This is a genomic window from Jeotgalibacillus sp. 10bf12 (genome assembly GCF_055597105.1).
Genome location: NZ_CP200276.1, coordinates 3,403,346 through 3,423,340 on the forward strand (window position 1 = coordinate 3,403,346; position 19,995 = coordinate 3,423,340).

Here is a 19,995-nt window from a genome sequence, read left to right on the forward strand (position 1 = left end):
CCGGGATGGCTGTGTCACGGATAGATCAAATATCCAACTTGATACATCACACAATCGCTCCCATGCAGCACTTTACATCCTCTCCAAAATCCGTTATCCTTTAAATCGTAATAATTACGTTTTAAGAGAGGGTTATTTTCATGACGATACCAGTTACAGTTTTGAGTGGTTATTTAGGTGCGGGTAAGACGACTTTGTTAAATCATATTTTACATAGTAAGCAGGATTTGAGAGCGGCTGTAATTGTGAATGACATGAGTGAAGTGAATATTGATGGTGGGCAGCTGAAGAAGGGCTATTTTTCACGGACGGATGAGACGCTTGTGGAAATGCAGAACGGCTGTATCTGCTGTACTTTGCGTGAGGATTTGATGATCGAGGTGAAGCGGCTGGCTGAAGTTGGTGAAATTGACTATATCGTGATTGAATCAACAGGCATTTCGGAGCCGATCCCTGTTGCGCAGACATTTGTGTACGAAGATGAAGAAACCGGGATTGATTTAAGCAAATTGACGCGGCTGGATACGATGGTGACTGTTGTGGATGCACTCAGATTTGCTGATGATCTTGAGAGCGGTGAGACATTGCTTGACCGTAAGCAGACGGACGATGAGCAGGATGAGCGTGACGTGTCTGACCTGCTGATTGATCAGGTTGAATTTGCTGATGTCATTATTTTAAATAAAATAGATCTCGTTTCTGCTGAGGATGCGGATGCAATCAGGGTGCTGCTGAAGACTTTGAATCCCGAAGCAAAAATCCTGACAGCTTCCTACGGTCAGGTAGACCCGCTGGATATTCTCAATACAAAAGCTTTTGACTTTGAAAAAGCCAGTCAGGGTGCAGGATGGATCAAGGAGCTGAATGAAGAGCATATTCCTGAAACAGAAGAATACGGGATTACATCATTTCTTTATAAAAGGCAGCATCCTTTTCATCCGGCAAGATTCTATCAATTTTTGAGTGAGCTTCCTGAAGAAATTGTCCGATCTAAAGGATTTTTCTGGCTGGCTACGAAAGAAAAGTCAGCGGGTCTTGTTTCACAGGCAGGGAAATCAATTCAGCTGCAATCTGCAGGCACATGGGTGGCTGCTTTACCGGAAGAAGAACAGCAGCAGACACTGAAAGATGAGCCTGAGCTGAGCAGCCGCTGGCATCCTGAATGGGGCGACCGGCTGAACGAACTCGTCTTTATCGGTATCGGACTTGATCAGGAGGCTATTACTCAAGAGCTTGATCAATGCCTGTTGACTGAAGAAGAGTTGAAATCTGATTGGCGCAAACTGGAAGATCCGTTTCCTGATTTTTCAGGAAAGTAGTGATTGAGATATAGCTGAGGACGGAGTTTAATGATCTATTTTTAGCGCACTGCTTAAAACGAACCATTGAACTCCGTCCCTACTGTGTTTTTTAAAATAATCTTGGTCATTCCTTATCAAGGGTACTAGAAACTCCCTCCCTCAGCTTCACCTAAACCCCAAGCAGCGTCCGATCCGACAGCTCAGTCCCCTTCATCTTCCCAAACTCATTCAGCAGATCTGTTACAGTAAGATGCTTCTTACGGGAACCTTCCTCTTCAAAAATAACTTTCCCTTTATCCATCATCAGGATGCGGTTGCCTAGGTCGACGGCTTGCTGCATATTGTGTGTGATCATGATAGTGGTGAGCTGTTCGCGTTCGACGATTTCTTTGGTGAGTCGTGTGATAAGTGCCGCTCTTGATGGATCTAGAGCTGCTGTATGCTCATCAAGTAAAAGCAGGTCAGGCTTTGTAAATGTAGCCATCAGCAGTGACAGCGCCTGGCGTTCGCCCCCTGATAGCAGGCCGACTTTTGCACGAAGACGGTCTTCTAGTCCAAGGCCCAGTGTTTCAAGCTGTTCTTTGAAAAAGGCTCTTCTTTTCGCTGTCACTCCCAGGCGTAACGTACGCGGCTTAACTCTGCTGTATGCAATCGACAGGTTTTCTTCAATCGTCAGCGTTGGTGAAGTTCCTGCCATCGGGTCCTGGAAGACGCGGCCGATGCGGCGGGCACGTCTATATTCCGGGAGCCCGGTCACGTTCTGGTCACTGATCAGCACATCGCCCAGGTCAGGATACATTTTCCCTGCGATGATGTTAAAAAGCGTAGATTTTCCGGCCCCGTTACTTCCGATAATCGTAATGAAATCGCCCTTTTTCACATCAAGTGTAATATCATCAATCGCCACTTTTTCATCAGGTGTTCCTTCATTAAATACTTTGTATATATCATTCAGCTGAAGCATATGCCACTATCCTTTCTGCGCGCTGAGTCGTAATCGGCGCTGTCGTTTTCGCATGGTTTCTTTTTGTTTGGCAATCGCTTTTGGCAGGACGAGTGCAAGTATGACGATGATTGCTGTAATCAGCTTCAGATCGCCTGTTTCAAGGAATTCCACCCGCAGTGCCAGTGCGACAATAATGCGGTAAATAATCGCACCGACAATGACAGCCAGCGTTGTGCGGATAATCGTCTTTTTACCGAAGATCGCTTCCCCGATGATCACGGATGCAAGCCCGATCACGATCATCCCGATTCCTGAATTGACGTCAGCAAATCCGCTGTACTGCGCAACGAGCGCGCCTGCGATTGCGACCATTCCGTTTGACAGACCAAGGCCGAATACTTTGTAAAAGTGGATATTGCCTGAGAATGATGTGATCATCAGGTAATTATCACCAACCGCTCTCAGCGCCAGACCGAACTCTGTTTTTAAAAAGAAGTCGAGCATGACTTTCACTAAAAGGACGAAGGCAACCATGACAATCATGATGGCCCACGTGCCGCCGATGCCCTGGCGGATCCATGTAAACAGGTGATCCTGGGCAAGCAGTGAGACGTTTGGTGCGCCCATGATACGCAGGTTGATTGAGTAGAGCGCAATCATCATCAGGATCCCTGATAAAAGCGGATTAATTCCGCCGACTGTATGAAGCAGCCCTGTGATTGTGCCTGCGATAAAACCTGCCGCAAATGCCGCTGCGACCGCCATCAGCGGATTCACTCCGTTTACGAGCATAATCGCCGCAACTGCTGCGCCTGTGACAAAGCTCCCGTCCACTGTCAGGTCGGGAAAATCGAGAATTCTAAACGATAGATAGACGCCAAGCGCCATCAGTGCAAACATCAGTCCTACCTCAACTGATGTGAAAATGGACATCCACATACAACTCTTCCTCTCTCCATTTGATGAAAAAGAGCGAAGCAGCGCGCTCCGCTCATAGCGTTTACTCTGTAAATTCAGCCATCTCTTCCCACTCCGGCTTCACTTCAATACCCATTTCCTCAGCCGCATCACGATTAATCATGAGCTTCAGATTGCCAGGATACTGAACCGCCATTTCACCAGGATCAGCGCCTTCAGTCAAAATCTCAACTGCCATCTGACCCGCTTCATAGCCGATATCTCCGTATTCAAAACCATATGCAGCAAACCCGCCGCGCGCTACTGAATCAAGCTCCCCAACGAAAAGTGGAATATCCTGATCATTTGCAACGCCAATCACAGATTCAAGTGCAGAAACGACCGTGTTATCAGTAATGATGTAAAACGCATCTACTTTTCCAACAAGCGATTCAGCCGCCTGCTTTACATCAGCAGAAGTTGAAACAGCTGCTTCCTCAACCGTCACATCAGATCCGACAGCTTCTTTTACTGCATCCACCTGCACAACCGAGTTCGGCTCACCGGCGTTATACACCATGCCGATCGATTTCACATCAAGCTCGCCTGTCATAAATTCAACTGTATTTGTAATCGCATCTGGATGCATATCCGTCGTACCTGTCACATTGCCGCCTGGCGCTTCCATATCCGCAACCAGATTTGCAGAGAGCGGATCCGTTACCGATGTAAAGACAATCGGAATATCAGCCGTCGCATTCAACGAGCTCAGTGCACTCGGTGTAGAGTTGGCAAAAATCAGATCCACACCGTCCGCCACAAACTTCTGCGAAATAGACTGGCTGTTATTCTGATCACCCTGTGCCACCTGATCATCAAATGTTACCTCAAGCCCGGCCTCCTCAAATGCACGCTTAAACCCTTCAGTCGCAGCATCTAAAGACGGATGCTCCACAATCTGCGTTACCCCAATCGTATATGAATCCTCACCGCCGTCCTCAGCCGACGTCTCAGAAGTCTCATCACCACAAGCCGCTAACACCATTACTGCAGACAACGCTGCACCCGACAACCATACCTTTTTCATCTCAATTACCCCCTGATTCACTTTTACACTTCGACGCTTTTATGCTTTTATGTGTTAAAGTTATTATACATGATTTTTTGGATGGTGCAATGGGTTTTTAAGAGATTTTCAATATGATACAGAGGGACGGAGGTGACTGTATCATTTATGCATTTCATTCTAATTCAATAAGATCACACCTCCCTCCTCTTTTTATCTATCGTTATCAAGTAGTATAAAAAATCTATAATAACGATAAAAGACTACTTCTTAAATTACATACATGTATAGTTAAAAAGATTCTTTTTAAAGATTTTAACCATTATTCCTTTTTTCATTTTGCTCTTCGTTTAGAATATGAATAGTTGATTAAACTTTTAATGGGTTATGAATTTATTGCAGCTCTTACTGAAGAAGGCATTTTTGCAAAAGATACAAAATTTAACCCTTCTGCTTCACTACAGCGTGATCAGATAACAAAAATTCTTATCTTAGGATTTGGGCTGTCAGGTACTGCCAACCATACGTTAAATGACCTTCCACCCTCTCATTGGGCAGCTGATTTTATCCGGACGCTTTATGCAAATGAAATCACCACGGGACAAACAAAGAATTCCTATGCTCCGGCAGCAAGCATCACGAGAGACGAAATGGCAACCTTTCTTTACCGTGTTCTTTCATTAAATGACGCTTCTCCTTCAATTCCTGAAGAAGATCTACCTAGTGAAAATATTGAAATTATTAAAACGATGTTAAATGATATAAATGCTGAACGAAAATAAAATGGTCTTAAACCTTTAGAAATTGAACATAATGTACAGGAAGTTGCCTACTTGAAAGCAGCCGATATGAGGGATAATCAATACTTTGATCACTACTCTCCAACGTACGGCTACATTTTCCACATGCTGGATACAGAAGGCGTGTCGAGAGCTGCTGCTGGTGAAAATATTGCAGTTGGACAACAATCCGGGTCCGGAGCTGTAACTGCCTGGATGAATAGCGAAGGTCATCGCAACAATATACTTAATCGAAACTATACTCATGCTGGTATAGGATTTGCTGAGGGCAGCGACCATGGTACTTACTATGTATTAGTTTTGATCGGAAAATAAAAATTATGAAATCTGGGACACAACGATAATTTTATGAACATGAGGTGACCGGATCTTAAAGCTCTCTTGAAGCGAAGAGTAACGAATGAAAGAGATTGAGGCAAATTGAACTGCCCCCTGTCAAGTAGACAGTGGAAATAATAAAAATGATTTAAGCGGCTTTCGCTCTATATTCTATAGGGCTGAGGCCGTTTAATCGTTTTTGGTATCTTTCATGGTTATAAAAATAAATGTACTCATTTATGGCAATGTTTAGTTCTTCAAAGGTCTGATACTTATGTAAATAATACTTTTCACATTTCAACGTGCCAAAAAACGATTCCATTGGTCCGTTATCAATACAGCGTCCCACCCGTGACATACTTTGTGTCATCCCTGCCGCCTCTAGTTTACGCTTGAACTTCTTCGAAGTGTATTGGAACCCACGATCACTATGAATCATTGGGTGATCTTGATGCAATCGTACGATTGCCTGGTCAAGCGTCTCAAATATCAGTTGATTATTATTCGAGTGTCCGAGCACGTAACTAACTATGGACCCATCATACAGATCACGGATCACACTTAGATATGCCTTCTTTGATTGACCATATTTAAATTCCGTCACATCCGTTACCCATTTTTCATTCGGCTTTTCAGCTGTGAATTCACGGTTCAATACGTTATCTGCCACATGTTGAGGGGCAGAGGGTTTATATCGCTTCTTTTTGACACGAATGACAGAGCGTAAGCCAGCCAGCTTCATCAACCGATAGATTCTCTTGTGATTTAATGTCTCTTCAAATGTTCTATTCATATGAAGGGTCATCTGACGATAACCAAATATGCCCTCTACTTTTTGATAGAGCGCTTTGATCTCTTTAGTGATTTTCTGGTTCAGTCTTTCTCTGAACGAAGGGGTACGATTAAGCCATTTATAGTACGCAGATCGTGCAATACCGGCAATGTCACAAAGCAGGGAAATGCTTAACCCTTTTTCTTGGTAAAGTGATTGAATCGCAAGATACTTATCCTCAAATCGGATCTGACTTATTTTCGCCTCCTTTCGATCTCTTCTAACTTTTTTATGAATAACAACTCTGCACGTAAACGGTCATTTTCTCTTTCTAACGCTTTCATTCTAAGATTCGCTTTCTCTTCTGGCGTGAGTTGATCTTCCTCTTTCTTATGACCACGCTTATCCTTGAGTGCTTCATCTCCACCATTTTCGTACTTCTTCACCCATTGATAGACCTGTTGATAAGAAACCTGATGAGTAGAGGCTGCTTTTTGATAATCTTTCCCGTTCTTCAGGCAATCAAGTACAATTTGTACGCGTTCATCCCAAGTCGTTTTTCTTCCTTTAGTCATAGAGCTCGTCCTTCCCTTTGAAGTATCTTTTAATTCTCTATGACTAGTATAATGGTTGATCCACTTTTCGAGGACGCTTTTACTTGAGATCTCATATTTTTCAATCACCTCGGATTGAGAGAAGGTACCTGAAATAGCGTCTTTCACGGCTGCTTCTTTTAACGCTTTTGAATAGGGTTTCCATGTGGTCGAACGTTGTAAGCCCTCTGAACCGTACCTTTCATAAAGCTTTGCCCATCTCCTTAACGACTCCTCACTAATACCGAAGCGTACGCAAAGTTCTTGTACAGTAAACTCCCTCTTATCAAAAGCCAATAAAACGTCAGTTTTAAACTCTTTAGAATAACGTTTATTAGACATAGAAAAAACTCCCCCTATAGACTGACCTAGTCATATGAGACAGTAATAAAACACCCTCTTAGGCTGCCATTTCACCAAACTCTATTGGTGTATGGTAGCCTAATTTTTCCTGAATACGCTCTTCGTTATAATACTTCATAAACTGATCTATCCGTTCTTTTACGGCTTCTATAGACAACGAATTAAACTTTACATACTGGAATTCTTCTGATTTTAGATTTGAATGGAAAGACTCAATGACTGCGTTATCCCAACAGTTTCCCCTTCGGGACATACTACTGATCAAATGTTTCTCTTTCATTAAATTTTGGTACGCATAAGAAGAATAGACACTTCCTTGGTCTGAATGAATCATGACCCCTGTTGGATAACCTCTCTTTTCTAGTGCCTCATTTAATGTATCAATAACCAAAGGGATTTGCTGGTGTGTATACAACTTATAGGCGACAATTTGATTATTAAACAAGTCCATAATCGTTGATAAATATAAAGTGTCGGATCCATATTGAATGTACGTAATATCCGTTACCCACTTTTGATTCGGTCTGCTTGCGTGAAACGCTCGTTGTAATAAGTTTGGTGCGACAATGACAGACTCACCTTGAGATTTCCACTTTCTTTTCTTTTTCACTCTACATTGAAGATGATGCTTCTGCATCATCCGTTGAACCGTATTCCGATTTAGCTTGATGCGATAGTCGCGTTTTAATAACTCTTTAATTTTACGGTGTCCATATCGGTATTTTGTTTTTTCGCATAGGTAGATAATTGTCTTTTCTTCCTTAGATAATGTGACTGGTTCGGCAGATGCCCAGCGGTAATAGGTAGACCTAGGTACGTTTAAGACAGATAGGATAGCTGACACCGTATATTTCTTTCTCAATTTTTGAACTAGTTGGAGGACGATTTCTTTTTCAGCTCCTTTTCGATCTCCAAATACTTTTTTAGGATTTCATTCTCCTGAGTGAGGTGCTTCATTTTTCGATCATTTTTCTCTTCTAAACTCGTATCTTCAGGACCAAGACCATACGTATACTGTTTTCCGATAGGCTGGTCGAAGCGATGAATCTGATTTTCACGGTACCATTTCATCCACGTCTTAATTTGAGTCACATTCTTAATCCCATACTTCTCCATGATCTCGCTGTTTGTCAGTTGACCACTCATTTTATCTTTGACTACCGCCCACTTAACCTCATTTGAATACACGTTTTTGCCCATGCAAAAACACCTCCGAATTAGTACTTTGTTCAAGTGTACCATTTCGAAGGTGTTTTATTGTGTCCCATTAATCTAGGTTAGTTTACTAGGCAAACAGATTTTTGTTTTTTAATCTGTCTACCTAGAAGGGAGCATATCAAATTGTCTCAATCTCTTTTTACTATTAAAAACTAAGCTTCTATTTAAATTAATCTTGCAAAAAATTTTTACAGAAAAAATAGTTTATATTATATGAAAAGTCTTTATTTCATAAGGTTTATACAACCTAATACGATATTTACAGAAAATATCCCCTTCTATATACCAGTTAATTCTATTGTTGGATCAATTTCTGAATGCTACTATATTCTTAGGTAACAGCATTTCATATAGTGGTTTTCTTCACAATGTTTTTACATAAAAAGATAATAAGGTTAACAGAAACCACCCATAATGATGATGCTGCTATAAAAATTTTAAGGATGGTGTCGAATGAAGAAAAAAATGAGTACGGTTGTAATTGCCAGTGCCCTTACTGTAAGTATGTTTGGGGTCCCGCCCCTAGTATCAAAAGCTGATGATGGTGTTTTTGATCTGAGTATTCTACATACAAATGATACTCATGCAAGCCTGGATAATGTAGCTAAACGTGTAACACTGGTAGACCAATTAAGAGCTGAAAATCCAAATAACCTGCTATTGGATGCAGGGGATGTTTTTTCGGGCACGCTTTATTTTAATGAGTTTCAGGGAGCAGCTGACCTTGAATTCATGAACTTGATGAAGTATGATGCGATGGTTTTTGGAAACCATGAATTTGATCTCGGCTCAAGCCCTGAGGGTCATAAGGCTTTAGCTGATTTTGTAAAAGGCGCTGATTTCCCGTTTGTTGCTACAAATGTAAATTTCTCTAAAGATAACTTATTCGACGGCCTTCAAAACCTAACTTATTCAGAAGAATTTAATCCTGGTGAAATTTATAATGGGATTGTAAAAGAAGTAGATGGAGAGAAAATCGGTATCTTTGGTTTAACCACTGAAGAAACTGCAGGAATTTCAAGCCCTGAAAGCATTGAATTTAGCAATTACATTGAAGCTGCTAAAGAAGCAGTCACTGCTTTTGAAGACATGGGAATTAATAAGATTGTTGCATTAACTCATATTGGTTTTGATGATTCAGCTGCAGTTGACAATGATCAACTACTTGCTCAGGAGGTAGAGGGAATTGATGTCATCGTTGGCGGACATACTCATTCCACTTTAGAAAATGGCAGCGTATACGATGGTCATGATGAGCTTACTGTAATTGTTCAAGCAGGCTCATCTAATGAAAACCTTGGGCAACTTGATGTATCCTTTGATGAAAATGGAGCGATTGCTGCTCACACTGCAACATTGCATCCAATTGAGGAAGCTGAAGATAATGCTGAGGCACTTGAGCTTCTAAAGCCTTATGCGGATCAAATTGAAGCTGTAAAAGAACAGGCAACTGGCGCTACAGCTGAAGTATTCTTAGATGGTACACGCGGTTTGGGCGGTGTACGAACAGCGGAAACAAACCTTGGAAACTTAATTACAGATGGTATGCTTTCAAAGGCGAAATCTATTGACTCTGATACCGTGATTGCAATGCAAAACGGTGGCGGAATCCGTGCTTCTATCGATGCTGGCGAAATTACTGTGGGTGAAGTACTGACTGTATTGCCTTTTGGAAATGACCTTGCCATTATGAACCTGACAGGAGCCGAAATTATTGAGGCCCTTGAACACAGTGTACGAAGTTATCCGAATGAATCGGGTGCATTTATGCATGTATCAGGGATGAAGTTTACCTTCGACCCGAATGCATCTGCCGGATCTAAGGTAAAAGATGTTTACATTGTAAATGGCAGCGAAAGAACTAAACTTGACCCTGCTAAAAATTATAAAGTAGCAACTAATGTGTTTACTGCAAAAGGTGGAGATAACTACACTGTATTTGCAAATGCGTACGCAGATGGGCGAGTAAGTGAGCCTGGATTTATGGATTACCAAATGTTTATCGATCATATCACTTCTCTTGATCGCGTTGCACCTGCCCTTGAAAGCCGTATTATTCCATTAACACCATTTAAAGATGTTCAATTAAATTCATGGTACCGCGTTTATATTGAAGATCTGTATTTCAGCGGCTTAATTAAAGGTGTTAGTGCTGATGCTTTTGCACCAGAGAGCTCTTTAACCCGCTCACAGGCAGCATCATTAATTGTCCGCAGCCTTGGTCTTACTGCAGAATCTGAAGCACCTTTCGCTGACCTTGGAAAACTTCCGGATGCAACGAAAGCAGAAATTGCTGCAGCTTATGAAAACGGAATCGTTATTGGCTATAAAGGAAACTTCATGCCAAATGATAAGGTAACGAGAGGACAATTTGCTCTTATGGTATACCGTGCCTATAACAGCGAAAAAGGCTCTACCTATGTTCCTGAAAACACTAACTACTTTAAAGATCTTTCAAAAGTAGATGAAGAGACACTTCAGGCGATCTCAATGGCTTATGAAACAGGAATCGTTAATGGATACGGAAACGATCAGTTCCTGCCTGCTAACTCTTCAAGCCGTGCAGAAGCAGCGAAAATGACTTCTGTTTTCCGCGATGTAGTTCAGTAAGAAAATGCAAAAAGAATGCTGATGTAAAACTCGGCTGTGGAAGTAAGAAAGAGCAGAGGATTTAATCCTTCTGCTCTTTTTATTTTCAGGTGGAGAATTCAATTGATACAGCGGGACGGAGGTTGCTGTATCTTTTATGCAAAACACCCCATATCTACCCCTTACCTCCGTCCCTGCTTTATCACCTAACATTCTGTGTCAAAACTCCGTCCCCTATTTGAAATCTATTTTTATACACTATAATAGGGTATATCAATCTAAATAAGGAGTGCCATAAAATGAAATTAAAATCATTCATTATTTTATTACTATTTGCTACCGTTTTAGCGGCTTGTAGCGGAGATAGTGATCATACCTCTCAAAGCCTTGATGAATCAATTGATATTAAAGCACTTGTTAATGATTTCAGCACCCGCGAAGTACAGGCAGAACAGGCTGCCATCAATGCAAAACAGTTAATTGTGACTGAAGAAGACGGAAGCGAGTCTGTGTATGACGTTTCAAACGAAGACTTCTTTGTCTCAATTGCACCTTATGTTAATGAGACCCACCACTGCACCTATCACAGTCTAACAGGCTGTCAGGGAGAAATGGTTGAAGAAACATTTGACGTATACATCGAAGATTCTGAAGGGAATGTCATTGTCGATGAAAAAATGACAACCTTTGAAAATGGCTTTATCGACCTCTGGTTACCTCGAAACGACACTTATCAAATCAAAATCGAACATAGCGGTAAAACAGTAGAATCTGAAATATCAACTTACGAAGATGATCCTACTTGTATTACGACTATGCAGTTGAAATAGGGTATACAGTGAGCTGCCGGTGTTTTTGCCGGCAGTTTTTTTGATACAGGAGGACGTAGGTTCTTGTATGTAAATGGAATAAATTTCATATATGATATATATACCTCCACCTCTCTGTATCACTAATAAAAATCCATATAATGACATCAAAAGGACCATTAGTTCCATCTTTCTCCAAATTTACATTCCTGTTATTGTATCTTTACAATTCTCTGTTAACCTTCTAACCGTAAGCTATTTTGAAGGGAGACAGGAAAATGTTGAAAAAGACAGCTTTACTTGCACTTTCAGGAGGATTAGTTTTATCGGGGATTGCGATTGGTACTCAGGACGGAGAAACGACTGCGTCGGGTAAGCCGGATTGGGCCGGACAGGGAAATGGAAAAGTACATAATGTGATTTATATGATCCCGGACGGTTACAATGCATCTTATGCAACAAACTATCGCTGGTTTAAAGGTGAGGAGTCTTCATTTGATCCCTATGTAAAAGGGTTAATGCAGACCTACTCTGCGGATACTGAAGTGACAGACTCTGCAGCTGCGGGCACTGCGATGGCAACTGGTGAAAAAACGAATAATGGAATGGTTGGTGTGACCCCGGATGGTGAGCAGGTTGATTCGATTTTAGATGCGGCTGAGGCATCTGGTAAATCGACAGGACTTGTCGCAACCTCTACAATTACACATGCAACACCGGCCGTATTTGGATCGAGCGTTGAATCACGCGGTGATCAGGCTTTAATTGCTCCGCAGTATTTTGAAAATGGCGTTGACGTTCTCCTTGGTGGAGGTCGCGATTACTTCCTGCCTGAATCTGAAGGCGGCAAGCAGCCTGAGCTAAATTTAATTGATTCTGCAGAATCAGATGGCTATGAATATGTGACGGATCTGAACGAACTTTCTGCTGCTAAAAGTGGTAAGCTGCTCGGACTATTTGCAGACGATGCAATGGCTCCGGAACTTGAGCGCAGCGCAACTGACCAGCCAAGCCTTGCAGACATGACCGATGCAGCACTTGGAGCACTTGAACAGGATAAAGACGGATTCTTCCTGATGGTTGAAGGGTCACAAATTGACTGGGCAGGTCACGCACATGACGCAGCATGGGCAATGAATGACACAAAAGCATTTGACGAAGCCGTAGCAGCTGCAATTGAATATGCGAAAAAAGACAAAAATACGCTTGTCGTAGTTGCCGGCGACCATGAAACCGGCGGCATGTCAGTCGGATCAAACGGGGAGTATGACCTGAACATTGATGTCCTTCACGATGTAAAAGCAACCGGAGATACAATGGCTGCTGAACTGAATGAAGATCGTTCAAATGCAGGTGAAGTATTAAAAGAATATGCGAATATCGAATTGACTGAAAAAGAAGAAGCAGCAATTACAGAAGCTGATGATGCAGCAGTTGCAATCAACGAAGTCATCAGTGACCGTGCACTTGTCGGCTGGACGACTTCTGCACACACAGGTACTGATGTGCCGGTATATGCATATGGAGCGCAGGCACATAAATTTTCAGGACTGCTTGATAACACTGACTTGCCGAAGCTGATGGGCGAGGCGATGAAGATTGAGTTCTAAGGATTCCATTTAAAAGAAAAAAGCAGGGTTCCCCCCCTGCTTTTTTAATGCTATGAACAAAGGTAATGGTTACTGTATCTACTATGCAGCATCCACCACAATGATGCACCTATCTCCGTTCCTCTATACCATTCACTTCACCACAAAAACCTCGGAAGATAACAAAGCCCTCCCCCTCGAATTATAAACTACAAACTTAATTTCATCCCCTGAATTTATGATGTTTTCAGGGATTTCATAACTGGTCAGACCATTCTCAAGTCTTTGCCAGCTGAATGATTCTGTAAGTTCGCCATTAAGAAGGACCGAAGTGTACTTTGGGGCGCCCATAAGTGTCCAATGATGTTCGTCTTCATTGGTTGTATAATCCACTAATTCAATTTGATCGTACAGCCCTAAGTGATATTCACTGGAAGAATTCAGTTCACCCGCAAGTGATTCATGGTAGCGATTGCCATGCAACCAGTCATACTGGATCATCTGTAAATCCCTAATTGTATCTGAGCGCTCTTTTTCCTGACTGGTCCATTCAGAGTAAGGAATCCTTGTGTAATCTTCTTCCATGATCTTCTGATTCATATGAGTAATTGTGTTACCTGGTATTCCGGCTATATCGGTGACCATTGCTGAAACGAAGTTTGGGGAAATATCTATTTTCTCAGGCTGGTTATCTTTTGACGACCAAATAAAATAAGGTACTCTGTGTGTCGTGAGATAATCTTCATAATTTCCTCTCATATCTTCAATCATATTCGCACCTTCCGGGCCATATACCTCATTATCATTAGGAAATGCAGGTAAATGATCTCCCCAGAATACGATAATCGTCTCTTCTTCTGATTGCTCAAGCGCCTCAATTAATCTGCCAAGTTCCTGATCTACTGAATGAATTCTCTCTAGATATGAATTCAGAAATGGCCTGGTTTCTTCTGTAAGAGCATGATCTTTCAGAAAGACGTTTTCTTCTCTTTCATAGTAAGGCACATGAGCTTCAACGGATACTGCATGAATGAAATCCGGTCCCTCAGTATAATCTAGTGTTTCAAGAATTGAATCAGTCATATTTGAATCTTTCGGAAATGCGCCTCCCGGATCTAACGGAGTTTTCAAATCCATAAATTCTCCTGATATGAACTGATCAAATCCGAGTTGCTTGTAAATTGAGCTTCTTTGATAGAACCACGAAAAGTAGGCATGAACTGCTGTCGTTTCGTACCCTTCCTGTTTGAACAAATAGGGTATAGTCGGAATTGGCTGGTTAATAAATTGCTGGAATGCCACATGATCCGGCCTCATGAACTGGGTACTGAAACCTGTCAGCGCTTCAAATTCAACATTTGCAGTGCCTCCACCGAATTCTGAAGAATACATGTAGCCACTGATCGAATTGTTATATAGCTCTCTGAAATAGGGCACTGGATCTTCTTTATATAAATGTTTGCCCAGATAATAGGGATCAATGAAAGACTCACTCATTAGATAGATTACATTCGGCTTTTCATCTAATCCGCGTTCTGTTTCAGGGTACTCAGCATGTAATGATTCTATTTTTTTTCTGCTGTAACCTTCTAACGGTTCTATTTCTGATGTTTTTGCCAGGAAGATAAAGTTTGCCAGGATCCCATTGTTTTTCATACCAACATCAAGTCTCCATAGCGTTTTTTGCATGCCCGCTTCATTCATTGGTGATATCGGTTCATCAAACCACATTGTATATATGAAGAAACACGACACAGTAAAGACCACAAGTTTAATGATCCACCATTCTCTTATTTTTGGGATTGCATATAAAAACAGTGCAAAAACTAAAACAATAGCACCTGAAAGTAATCCTATCAGTAAATAATTAATGTCCACAGGAGATTCAAAACCTCTTAACTCATTAATCAATTTGAAGTCGTCAAGCGTAATAGGTGCCGCTCTGAACTCTAACGTAAAACGGTTGGCGATCGCAAATACAATCATGAGCACTGTTATAATCAGACTGCTAGCATAAAACCATTTTCGGGGCAGGATAAAAAATACATTATAAAGTGCAAGGATGAATAAATAGTTTACAATAAACTGTTTATTAAACTCCGTCACCCACTCCTCTACACTCATGAGCAACACTTCCCTGACAACCCACTCACTAACAAGCAAGGTGAGCAGAGGCACCAGAAACATCACAAGCAAAGTAAACAGCCGTACTACAATTGCGGGTAATTTCCCTTTAATTTTTTTCAATCAAATCAACTCTCTTAAATTATTACTTATGAATAAAAAGAAGCCAGGACAAGGAATCCAGGCTTCAGGTTATGTATTTACTCTTCCTGGAACTTACTCACCATTATATCATTAAAACGAATGATAGTGTCATGATGCATTGGTTAGACCATTGAAAAAAATAAATGAACAAAGAAACAGGAAGTCACACTCACTTGGAAAACACCTGTTTTTCAACATGCACATAACGTATTGAACTATACCATTTTCTAAATATGTAGAGTTTTAAAAAATCTCCCCCAATTTTAGTTATGTATACAGGGGGAGTGAGTCTATTCAACTCGAAGGGAGTTGTATTCATTAGAATATAAATACTTTATACTTATACCACTAAAACGTTATTATAAACGATTTTAATATTATTTATAGATTCAAAAGGAGACCGCTCATAATTTGAAAAAGAACCACTTATATCACAATAACTTTCTCAAGCTTTTATTCGACTTAGAAATCCATTAATTTATCGATTGATTAATTCTTTCAGATATTGTTCCAGTTCATCTCTCAGTTCAGGATTCTGCATGCCAAATTCAATGACTGTTTTTATAAATCCGATTTTTTCTCCAATATCATATCTGATTCCGTCAAACTCAAAAGCATATACCTGCTGATGCTCACTCAATCCCTGAATCGCATCAGTCAGCTGAATTTCTCCACCAGCTCCCTTTTGTTTACGATCCAGAAATGAAAATATCTGTGGCGTAAGGATGTAACGTCCCATGATTGCAAGGTTTGATGGCGCACTACCTTGCTCAGGCTTTTCAACAAGCTGATTCACTTCAAAAAGGTTTCCATCCTGCCTGTTAAAGTCCACAATGCCATAGCGATGGGTTTCATGATCAGGCACCGGCTTCACACCAATGACCGTAGATTGTGTTTCCTCATATTGTTCAATCAACTGTTTCAGACAGGGCTTATCCGCCTGAACAATATCATCCCCAAGTAAAACGGCAAACGGCTCCTGACCAATAAACTTTCTTGCACACCACACAGCATGTCCGAGCCCAAGCGGCTCCTTTTGACGGATGTAGTGAATCTCAACTTTAGAAGACTTCTTCACTTTTTCAAGCAAATCATACTTCTTCTTTTCAAGTAAATTGGCTTCAAGTTCAAAAGCATGGTCAAAATGATCTTCAATTGCACGCTTCCCTTTTCCGGTCACAATAATAATATCTTCAATCCCCGACTCCACAGCCTCCTCCACGATATACTGAATCGCCGGTTTATCCACGATGGGCAGCATTTCTTTTGGCATTGCCTTCGTAGCAGGTAAAAAACGCGTGCCCAGCCCTGCCGCAGGAATAATCGCTTTTTTAACGGTGTGGTTCAATTCGACTCCTCCTATCAAATATGATTCAGGGGGACGGAGGTAAGTGTATCACATATGTAATAATTACCATTTTGATACAATAACCTCCGTCCCCCTGTATCGCTCCAAAATAAACCCCTAAATCCCTTCCATTACATAGTATAATAGAATCACCTGATATTCAGACATCACATCACAAAAGTTTTAATAACATACCATACAAAGGAGTGAACATTATTAATCTACCATCCGTTTTTTTGAATTTAATTTTTATTTTCGGTCTCAGTTTTGTTTATGTTATTTTTGTTGAGTTGTTTCAGGGGATGGCTCCTATCGGTTTGCTGTTTCTGGTATTATTCACAACTGTATTGATATTTTTAACCAGGATGAATGATTTTAAGTTAGTTTCTAATACTTTAGAGGTGTTACTTTATATTACGCTATTGGGCCTTGGAGCAGTTCCTGTCCTTTTGGCTTTGTTAATTTTGAGAGGTGTGGCCGGTCATTACGTTATATTAGTGGTGACTGTTATTCTCTCGATTATTGGCGCTTATCATCCAGCTAGTGGTGAGATGAATTGGCTGTTTTTAATGGATGGTTACTTTTTTAAAACCATTTTTATCTTCTTACTAGCGTTAGCTCTTAAACTAACAGCATTATTTTCACGATCAAATGTTAAAAATGATGAGGAATTTTATGATGAAGACGATTCCTTTCAGTCTGATCATGACAACGAACGGGATCCAAGAGAAGCAAATTTTTAATACATATCTTTGAAATTAGATGTAAGAAGGCAGATCATACGCCTTCTTACACTTTATCAAATGTCAGCTCGATATCTTTTTTTGTAATTGAAAAATAGTCAACTGAGCCTTCTTTTACAAGCCTGTTAGCCTGAATCTTTTTCACGCGGTCCACCATGTTTCTGACCCATCTTCCATTACCATTGATTTTCCCCTGACCATAATAATATTCAATTGCTGAGTTTGCATAGTTTAATGCTTCTTTTCCGATGATAAATTTCAGACTTGTAAGATTTAAGTTGAACAGACTAAATAGCTCTTCTGCATTGTAATCAGGGAAGTGAAAGACGTTAGAAATTCTGGAATCGAAGCCAGGATTAGCGTTTATTAAATGATCCATATCTTCTTCGTAACCAGCTAAAATAACAATTAGCTCATCCCGATGATCTTCCATTTCACTGATCAATGTATCAATTGCTTCTTTTCCAAAATGGTCCCTTTCACTTTGATAGAAGCTATAGGCTTCATCTATAAAAAGTACACCGCCAAGGGACTTACGTATGACTTCTTTCGTTTTTATTGCTGTTTCTCCTTGCCACTGACCCACAAGGTCAGATCTGGTTACTTCAGTAAAATGACCTTTAGATAAAACGCCATTAGACTTTAGTAACTTCCCTATAATTCTTGCTACAGTAGTTTTCCCCGTACCAGGATTACCTGTATAAATCATGTGCATTGTTGGGTAACTGACAGAAGCACCTAATTTAACTCTCTGTCTTTCAATTTGTATATAATTTGCCCAAATAGTCATTTCTTCTTTTATGGTTTTCAGTCCAATCAAATTATCTAATTCACTTCGCGCCTGTTTATTTACTTCATCCATACCTTCTTTGTTTCTATAATCCACTTTTTTGTTTACCAGCAGAACATCCTCTGCTGATATCACTTTTGGATCCACTCTGTCTTCCATAATACTGACTTTATGGTTATCAATAATTTCCTGGACCAAGTTTCTGACGTCTCTGGCGTTACCTGACATCTTGCCTGAATTTATACGCTGTTCAATGACTTTTTTTAATTCATTTTCAACCTTTTGAATATTAAATTTGTGACTAAGCATCATTTTAGCAATTTCAACTAGTTCAAGTGGCGTAAAACTTTCAAATACAAATGTATGATTAATACGCGATCTGATACCTGGATTACCATTAACCATTTTTTCAATTTCATCTTCATAGCCTGCAAAGATAACAATTAAATCTTCACGGTGATTTTCCATCGCACTCATAATAATCTCTAGAGCGATCTTTCCATTTCGCACATTGCCTTCATTACTATCACTTGTCAAGGTATAGGCTTCATCTATAAAAAGTATACCCCCTAAAGCCTTTTGGTTTTCTTTTCAGTCTCCCCTTCATACAAGCCGACAAAATCCTCTTTAGATACTTCTGTCAGTTTATGTTCTTCTATAACATCCAGTGACCATAAAAGATCTGCCATCAAACGGGCTACTTCTGTTTTACCTGTTCCGGGGGGTCCTACAAAAAGAGAATGCATACTGTTTCTTTTCGTACTGATATTCAGACTCAAAAGCTTTTTATCCGCTGCTGCGATTTTCAGCATCTTTTCCACATAACTCTTTATATAATTCAATCCAATAAGCGAATCTAAATGTTGAGTAGATTCTACATATACCTCATATTTTTGTTCATCATCACTTCCAAAACTTAAGTAAGTAAAAGAGGCTGCAGTGAAAACATCGGGTTCGATTAATGTTTTCTCATTTTCAACTCTATCGATGGTTTGCTTTAAAAAATCATACATTTCGTTGTCACTTCTGATCATACTTAATATCTTTTCTTCATTCCATGGAACCCATTGTTTAGTAAATTCAATAAATAATACAGCTTTTTCTTCATCAGAAAAATAGTAAACGGATTCATCGGCAAAAATAATATCTAACTTATGATCCCTGTAGGCAACCCCGTAACTAAGTTCTTTACCAGTACACAGCTTATCTTTAATCCGATATTTAACAAAGCCATTTTGAGACTTTGTAGCCCTGTAATTACCATTCTTTCTAATAGGGACACCAAATTTCCTTAAATGAACAGCAACTTTTTCGTAAGCCTCACGATCTTTTTCATAAAAATCCTGAATGTCGTTTACACGTGTCCAGTCATACATTGGCTCAATTAATTTTATACATTGTTCTGCTTCCTCCAAAGAAATCGCATACAGAAACTCTGAGTTGTACAAACTGATTAAATAATAGAAGTTCTCATCTTCCTGTTCAATGGAGAAAAACTTTCCACCATTCATGTGGTATCTCATATTTTGTCTGATTCTTGATAACATTTAGTCAGTTCCTCTCTGAAGGAGTTTACAAAAAAGCG

The 19,995-nt window shown here is 40.3% G+C and carries 15 protein-coding genes and 1 pseudogene; 7 read left to right on the forward strand and 9 right to left on the reverse strand.

All coding sequences use genetic code 11. The features are described 5' to 3' along the window. Positions 1 to 140 precede the first annotated feature (140 nt). A complete protein-coding gene (locus DH10bf12_RS17780; RefSeq protein ID WP_471736545.1) occupies positions 141 to 1,319 on the forward strand; it encodes a GTP-binding protein in 1,179 nt (392 codons plus the stop codon). Positions 1,320 to 1,470: 151 nt separating this feature from the next. On the opposite strand, the gene DH10bf12_RS17785 is transcribed toward DH10bf12_RS17780, so the two are convergent. The 3 genes from DH10bf12_RS17785 to DH10bf12_RS17795 all read right to left on the reverse strand — a co-directional run bounded on the left by DH10bf12_RS17785 (position 1,471) and on the right by DH10bf12_RS17795 (position 4,231). Then, positions 1,471 to 2,265, reverse strand: a complete 795-nt coding sequence (locus tag DH10bf12_RS17785; protein WP_471736546.1) for an ABC transporter ATP-binding protein — start codon at positions 2,263 to 2,265, stop codon at positions 1,471 to 1,473. A 6-nt stretch (positions 2,266 to 2,271) separates the two neighbouring features. Next, positions 2,272 to 3,186, reverse strand: coding sequence for an ABC transporter permease (locus tag DH10bf12_RS17790; protein ID WP_471736547.1), 915 nt, complete (start codon positions 3,184 to 3,186; stop codon positions 2,272 to 2,274). 61 nt (positions 3,187 to 3,247) lie between these two features. Next, on the reverse strand, positions 3,248 to 4,231 hold the full coding sequence (locus tag DH10bf12_RS17795) for an ABC transporter substrate-binding protein (protein WP_471736548.1): 984 nt from the start codon (positions 4,229 to 4,231) through the stop codon (positions 3,248 to 3,250). Between the two features lie 344 nt (positions 4,232 to 4,575). On the opposite strand from DH10bf12_RS17795, the gene DH10bf12_RS17800 reads away from it, so the two are divergent. Then, positions 4,576 to 4,992 (forward strand): S-layer homology domain-containing protein, encoded by a 417-nt coding sequence (locus DH10bf12_RS17800; RefSeq protein ID WP_471736549.1) that lies wholly within the window; start codon positions 4,576 to 4,578, stop codon positions 4,990 to 4,992. A 12-nt stretch (positions 4,993 to 5,004) separates the two neighbouring features. Next, a pseudogene (locus DH10bf12_RS17805) lies at positions 5,005 to 5,325 on the forward strand (CAP domain-containing protein); the annotation flags it as partial. A 151-nt stretch (positions 5,326 to 5,476) separates the two neighbouring features. On the opposite strand, the gene DH10bf12_RS17810 reads toward DH10bf12_RS17805, so the two are convergent. Together DH10bf12_RS17810 and DH10bf12_RS17815 are read right to left on the reverse strand one after the other, a co-directional pair. Continuing rightward, a protein-coding gene (locus DH10bf12_RS17810; protein WP_471736550.1) for an IS3 family transposase occupies positions 5,477 to 7,035 on the reverse strand; the annotation gives its coding sequence in 2 pieces (ribosomal slippage) (positions 5,477 to 6,393 and positions 6,393 to 7,035; 1,560 coding nt in all). Positions 7,036 to 7,093: 58 nt separating this feature from the next. Continuing rightward, a protein-coding gene (locus tag DH10bf12_RS17815; RefSeq protein ID WP_471736551.1) for an IS3 family transposase occupies positions 7,094 to 8,256 on the reverse strand; the annotation gives its coding sequence in 2 pieces (ribosomal slippage) (positions 7,094 to 7,980 and positions 7,980 to 8,256; 1,164 coding nt in all). Positions 8,257 to 8,727: 471 nt separating this feature from the next. On the opposite strand from DH10bf12_RS17815, the gene DH10bf12_RS17820 reads away from it, so the two are divergent. The 3 genes from DH10bf12_RS17820 to DH10bf12_RS17830 all read left to right on the forward strand — a co-directional run bounded on the left by DH10bf12_RS17820 (position 8,728) and on the right by DH10bf12_RS17830 (position 13,282). Further along, positions 8,728 to 10,884: a 5'-nucleotidase C-terminal domain-containing protein gene (locus tag DH10bf12_RS17820; RefSeq protein WP_471736552.1), complete on the forward strand. Its 2,157-nt coding sequence runs from the start codon at positions 8,728 to 8,730 to the stop codon at positions 10,882 to 10,884. A gap of 278 nt (positions 10,885 to 11,162) precedes the next feature. Then, entirely contained in the window at positions 11,163 to 11,693 is a 531-nt protein-coding gene (locus DH10bf12_RS17825) for a CueP family metal-binding protein (protein WP_471736553.1), read from the forward strand. Positions 11,694 to 11,950: 257 nt separating this feature from the next. Continuing rightward, entirely contained in the window at positions 11,951 to 13,282 is a 1,332-nt protein-coding gene (locus DH10bf12_RS17830; RefSeq protein WP_471736554.1) for an alkaline phosphatase, read from the forward strand. A 132-nt stretch (positions 13,283 to 13,414) separates the two neighbouring features. Here DH10bf12_RS17830 and DH10bf12_RS17835 read toward each other — a convergent pair whose 3' ends face one another. Both DH10bf12_RS17835 and galU read right to left on the reverse strand, forming a co-directional pair. Further along, complete coding sequence (locus DH10bf12_RS17835) at positions 13,415 to 15,508, reverse strand: LTA synthase family protein (protein ID WP_471736555.1); 2,094 nt, start codon at positions 15,506 to 15,508, stop codon at positions 13,415 to 13,417. 499 nt (positions 15,509 to 16,007) lie between these two features. After that, positions 16,008 to 16,877, reverse strand: coding sequence for a UTP--glucose-1-phosphate uridylyltransferase GalU (galU, locus tag DH10bf12_RS17840; protein WP_471736556.1), 870 nt, complete (start codon positions 16,875 to 16,877; stop codon positions 16,008 to 16,010). 302 nt (positions 16,878 to 17,179) lie between these two features. Between galU and DH10bf12_RS17845 the strand changes: the two genes are divergently transcribed. Then, entirely contained in the window at positions 17,180 to 17,620 is a 441-nt protein-coding gene (locus tag DH10bf12_RS17845; RefSeq protein ID WP_471736557.1) for a hypothetical protein, read from the forward strand. 46 nt (positions 17,621 to 17,666) lie between these two features. On the opposite strand, the gene DH10bf12_RS17850 is transcribed toward DH10bf12_RS17845, so the two are convergent. Next, a complete protein-coding gene (locus tag DH10bf12_RS17850) occupies positions 17,667 to 18,947 on the reverse strand; it encodes an AAA family ATPase (RefSeq protein WP_471736558.1) in 1,281 nt (426 codons plus the stop codon). A 32-nt stretch (positions 18,948 to 18,979) separates the two neighbouring features. Continuing rightward, positions 18,980 to 19,921, reverse strand: coding sequence for an AAA family ATPase (locus tag DH10bf12_RS17855; RefSeq protein WP_471736559.1), 942 nt, complete (start codon positions 19,919 to 19,921; stop codon positions 18,980 to 18,982). Positions 19,922 to 19,995: the final 74 nt, after the last annotated feature.

Coding starts and splice junctions, on each gene's coding strand:
- DH10bf12_RS17855 (WP_471736559.1), bottom strand. CDS start 19,921: ATGAATGGTGGAAAGTTTTTCTCCATTGAACAGGAAGATGAGAACTTC.
- DH10bf12_RS17845 (WP_471736557.1), top strand. CDS start 17,180: ATGGCTCCTATCGGTTTGCTGTTTCTGGTATTATTCACAACTGTATTG.
- DH10bf12_RS17790 (WP_471736547.1), bottom strand. CDS start 3,186: ATGTGGATGTCCATTTTCACATCAGTTGAGGTAGGACTGATGTTTGCA.
- DH10bf12_RS17825 (WP_471736553.1), top strand. CDS start 11,163: ATGAAATTAAAATCATTCATTATTTTATTACTATTTGCTACCGTTTTA.
- DH10bf12_RS17785 (WP_471736546.1), bottom strand. CDS start 2,265: ATGCTTCAGCTGAATGATATATACAAAGTATTTAATGAAGGAACACCT.
- DH10bf12_RS17780 (WP_471736545.1), top strand. CDS start 141: ATGACGATACCAGTTACAGTTTTGAGTGGTTATTTAGGTGCGGGTAAG.
- DH10bf12_RS17830 (WP_471736554.1), top strand. CDS start 11,951: ATGTTGAAAAAGACAGCTTTACTTGCACTTTCAGGAGGATTAGTTTTA.
- DH10bf12_RS17820 (WP_471736552.1), top strand. CDS start 8,728: ATGAAGAAAAAAATGAGTACGGTTGTAATTGCCAGTGCCCTTACTGTA.
- DH10bf12_RS17795 (WP_471736548.1), bottom strand. CDS start 4,231: ATGAAAAAGGTATGGTTGTCGGGTGCAGCGTTGTCTGCAGTAATGGTG.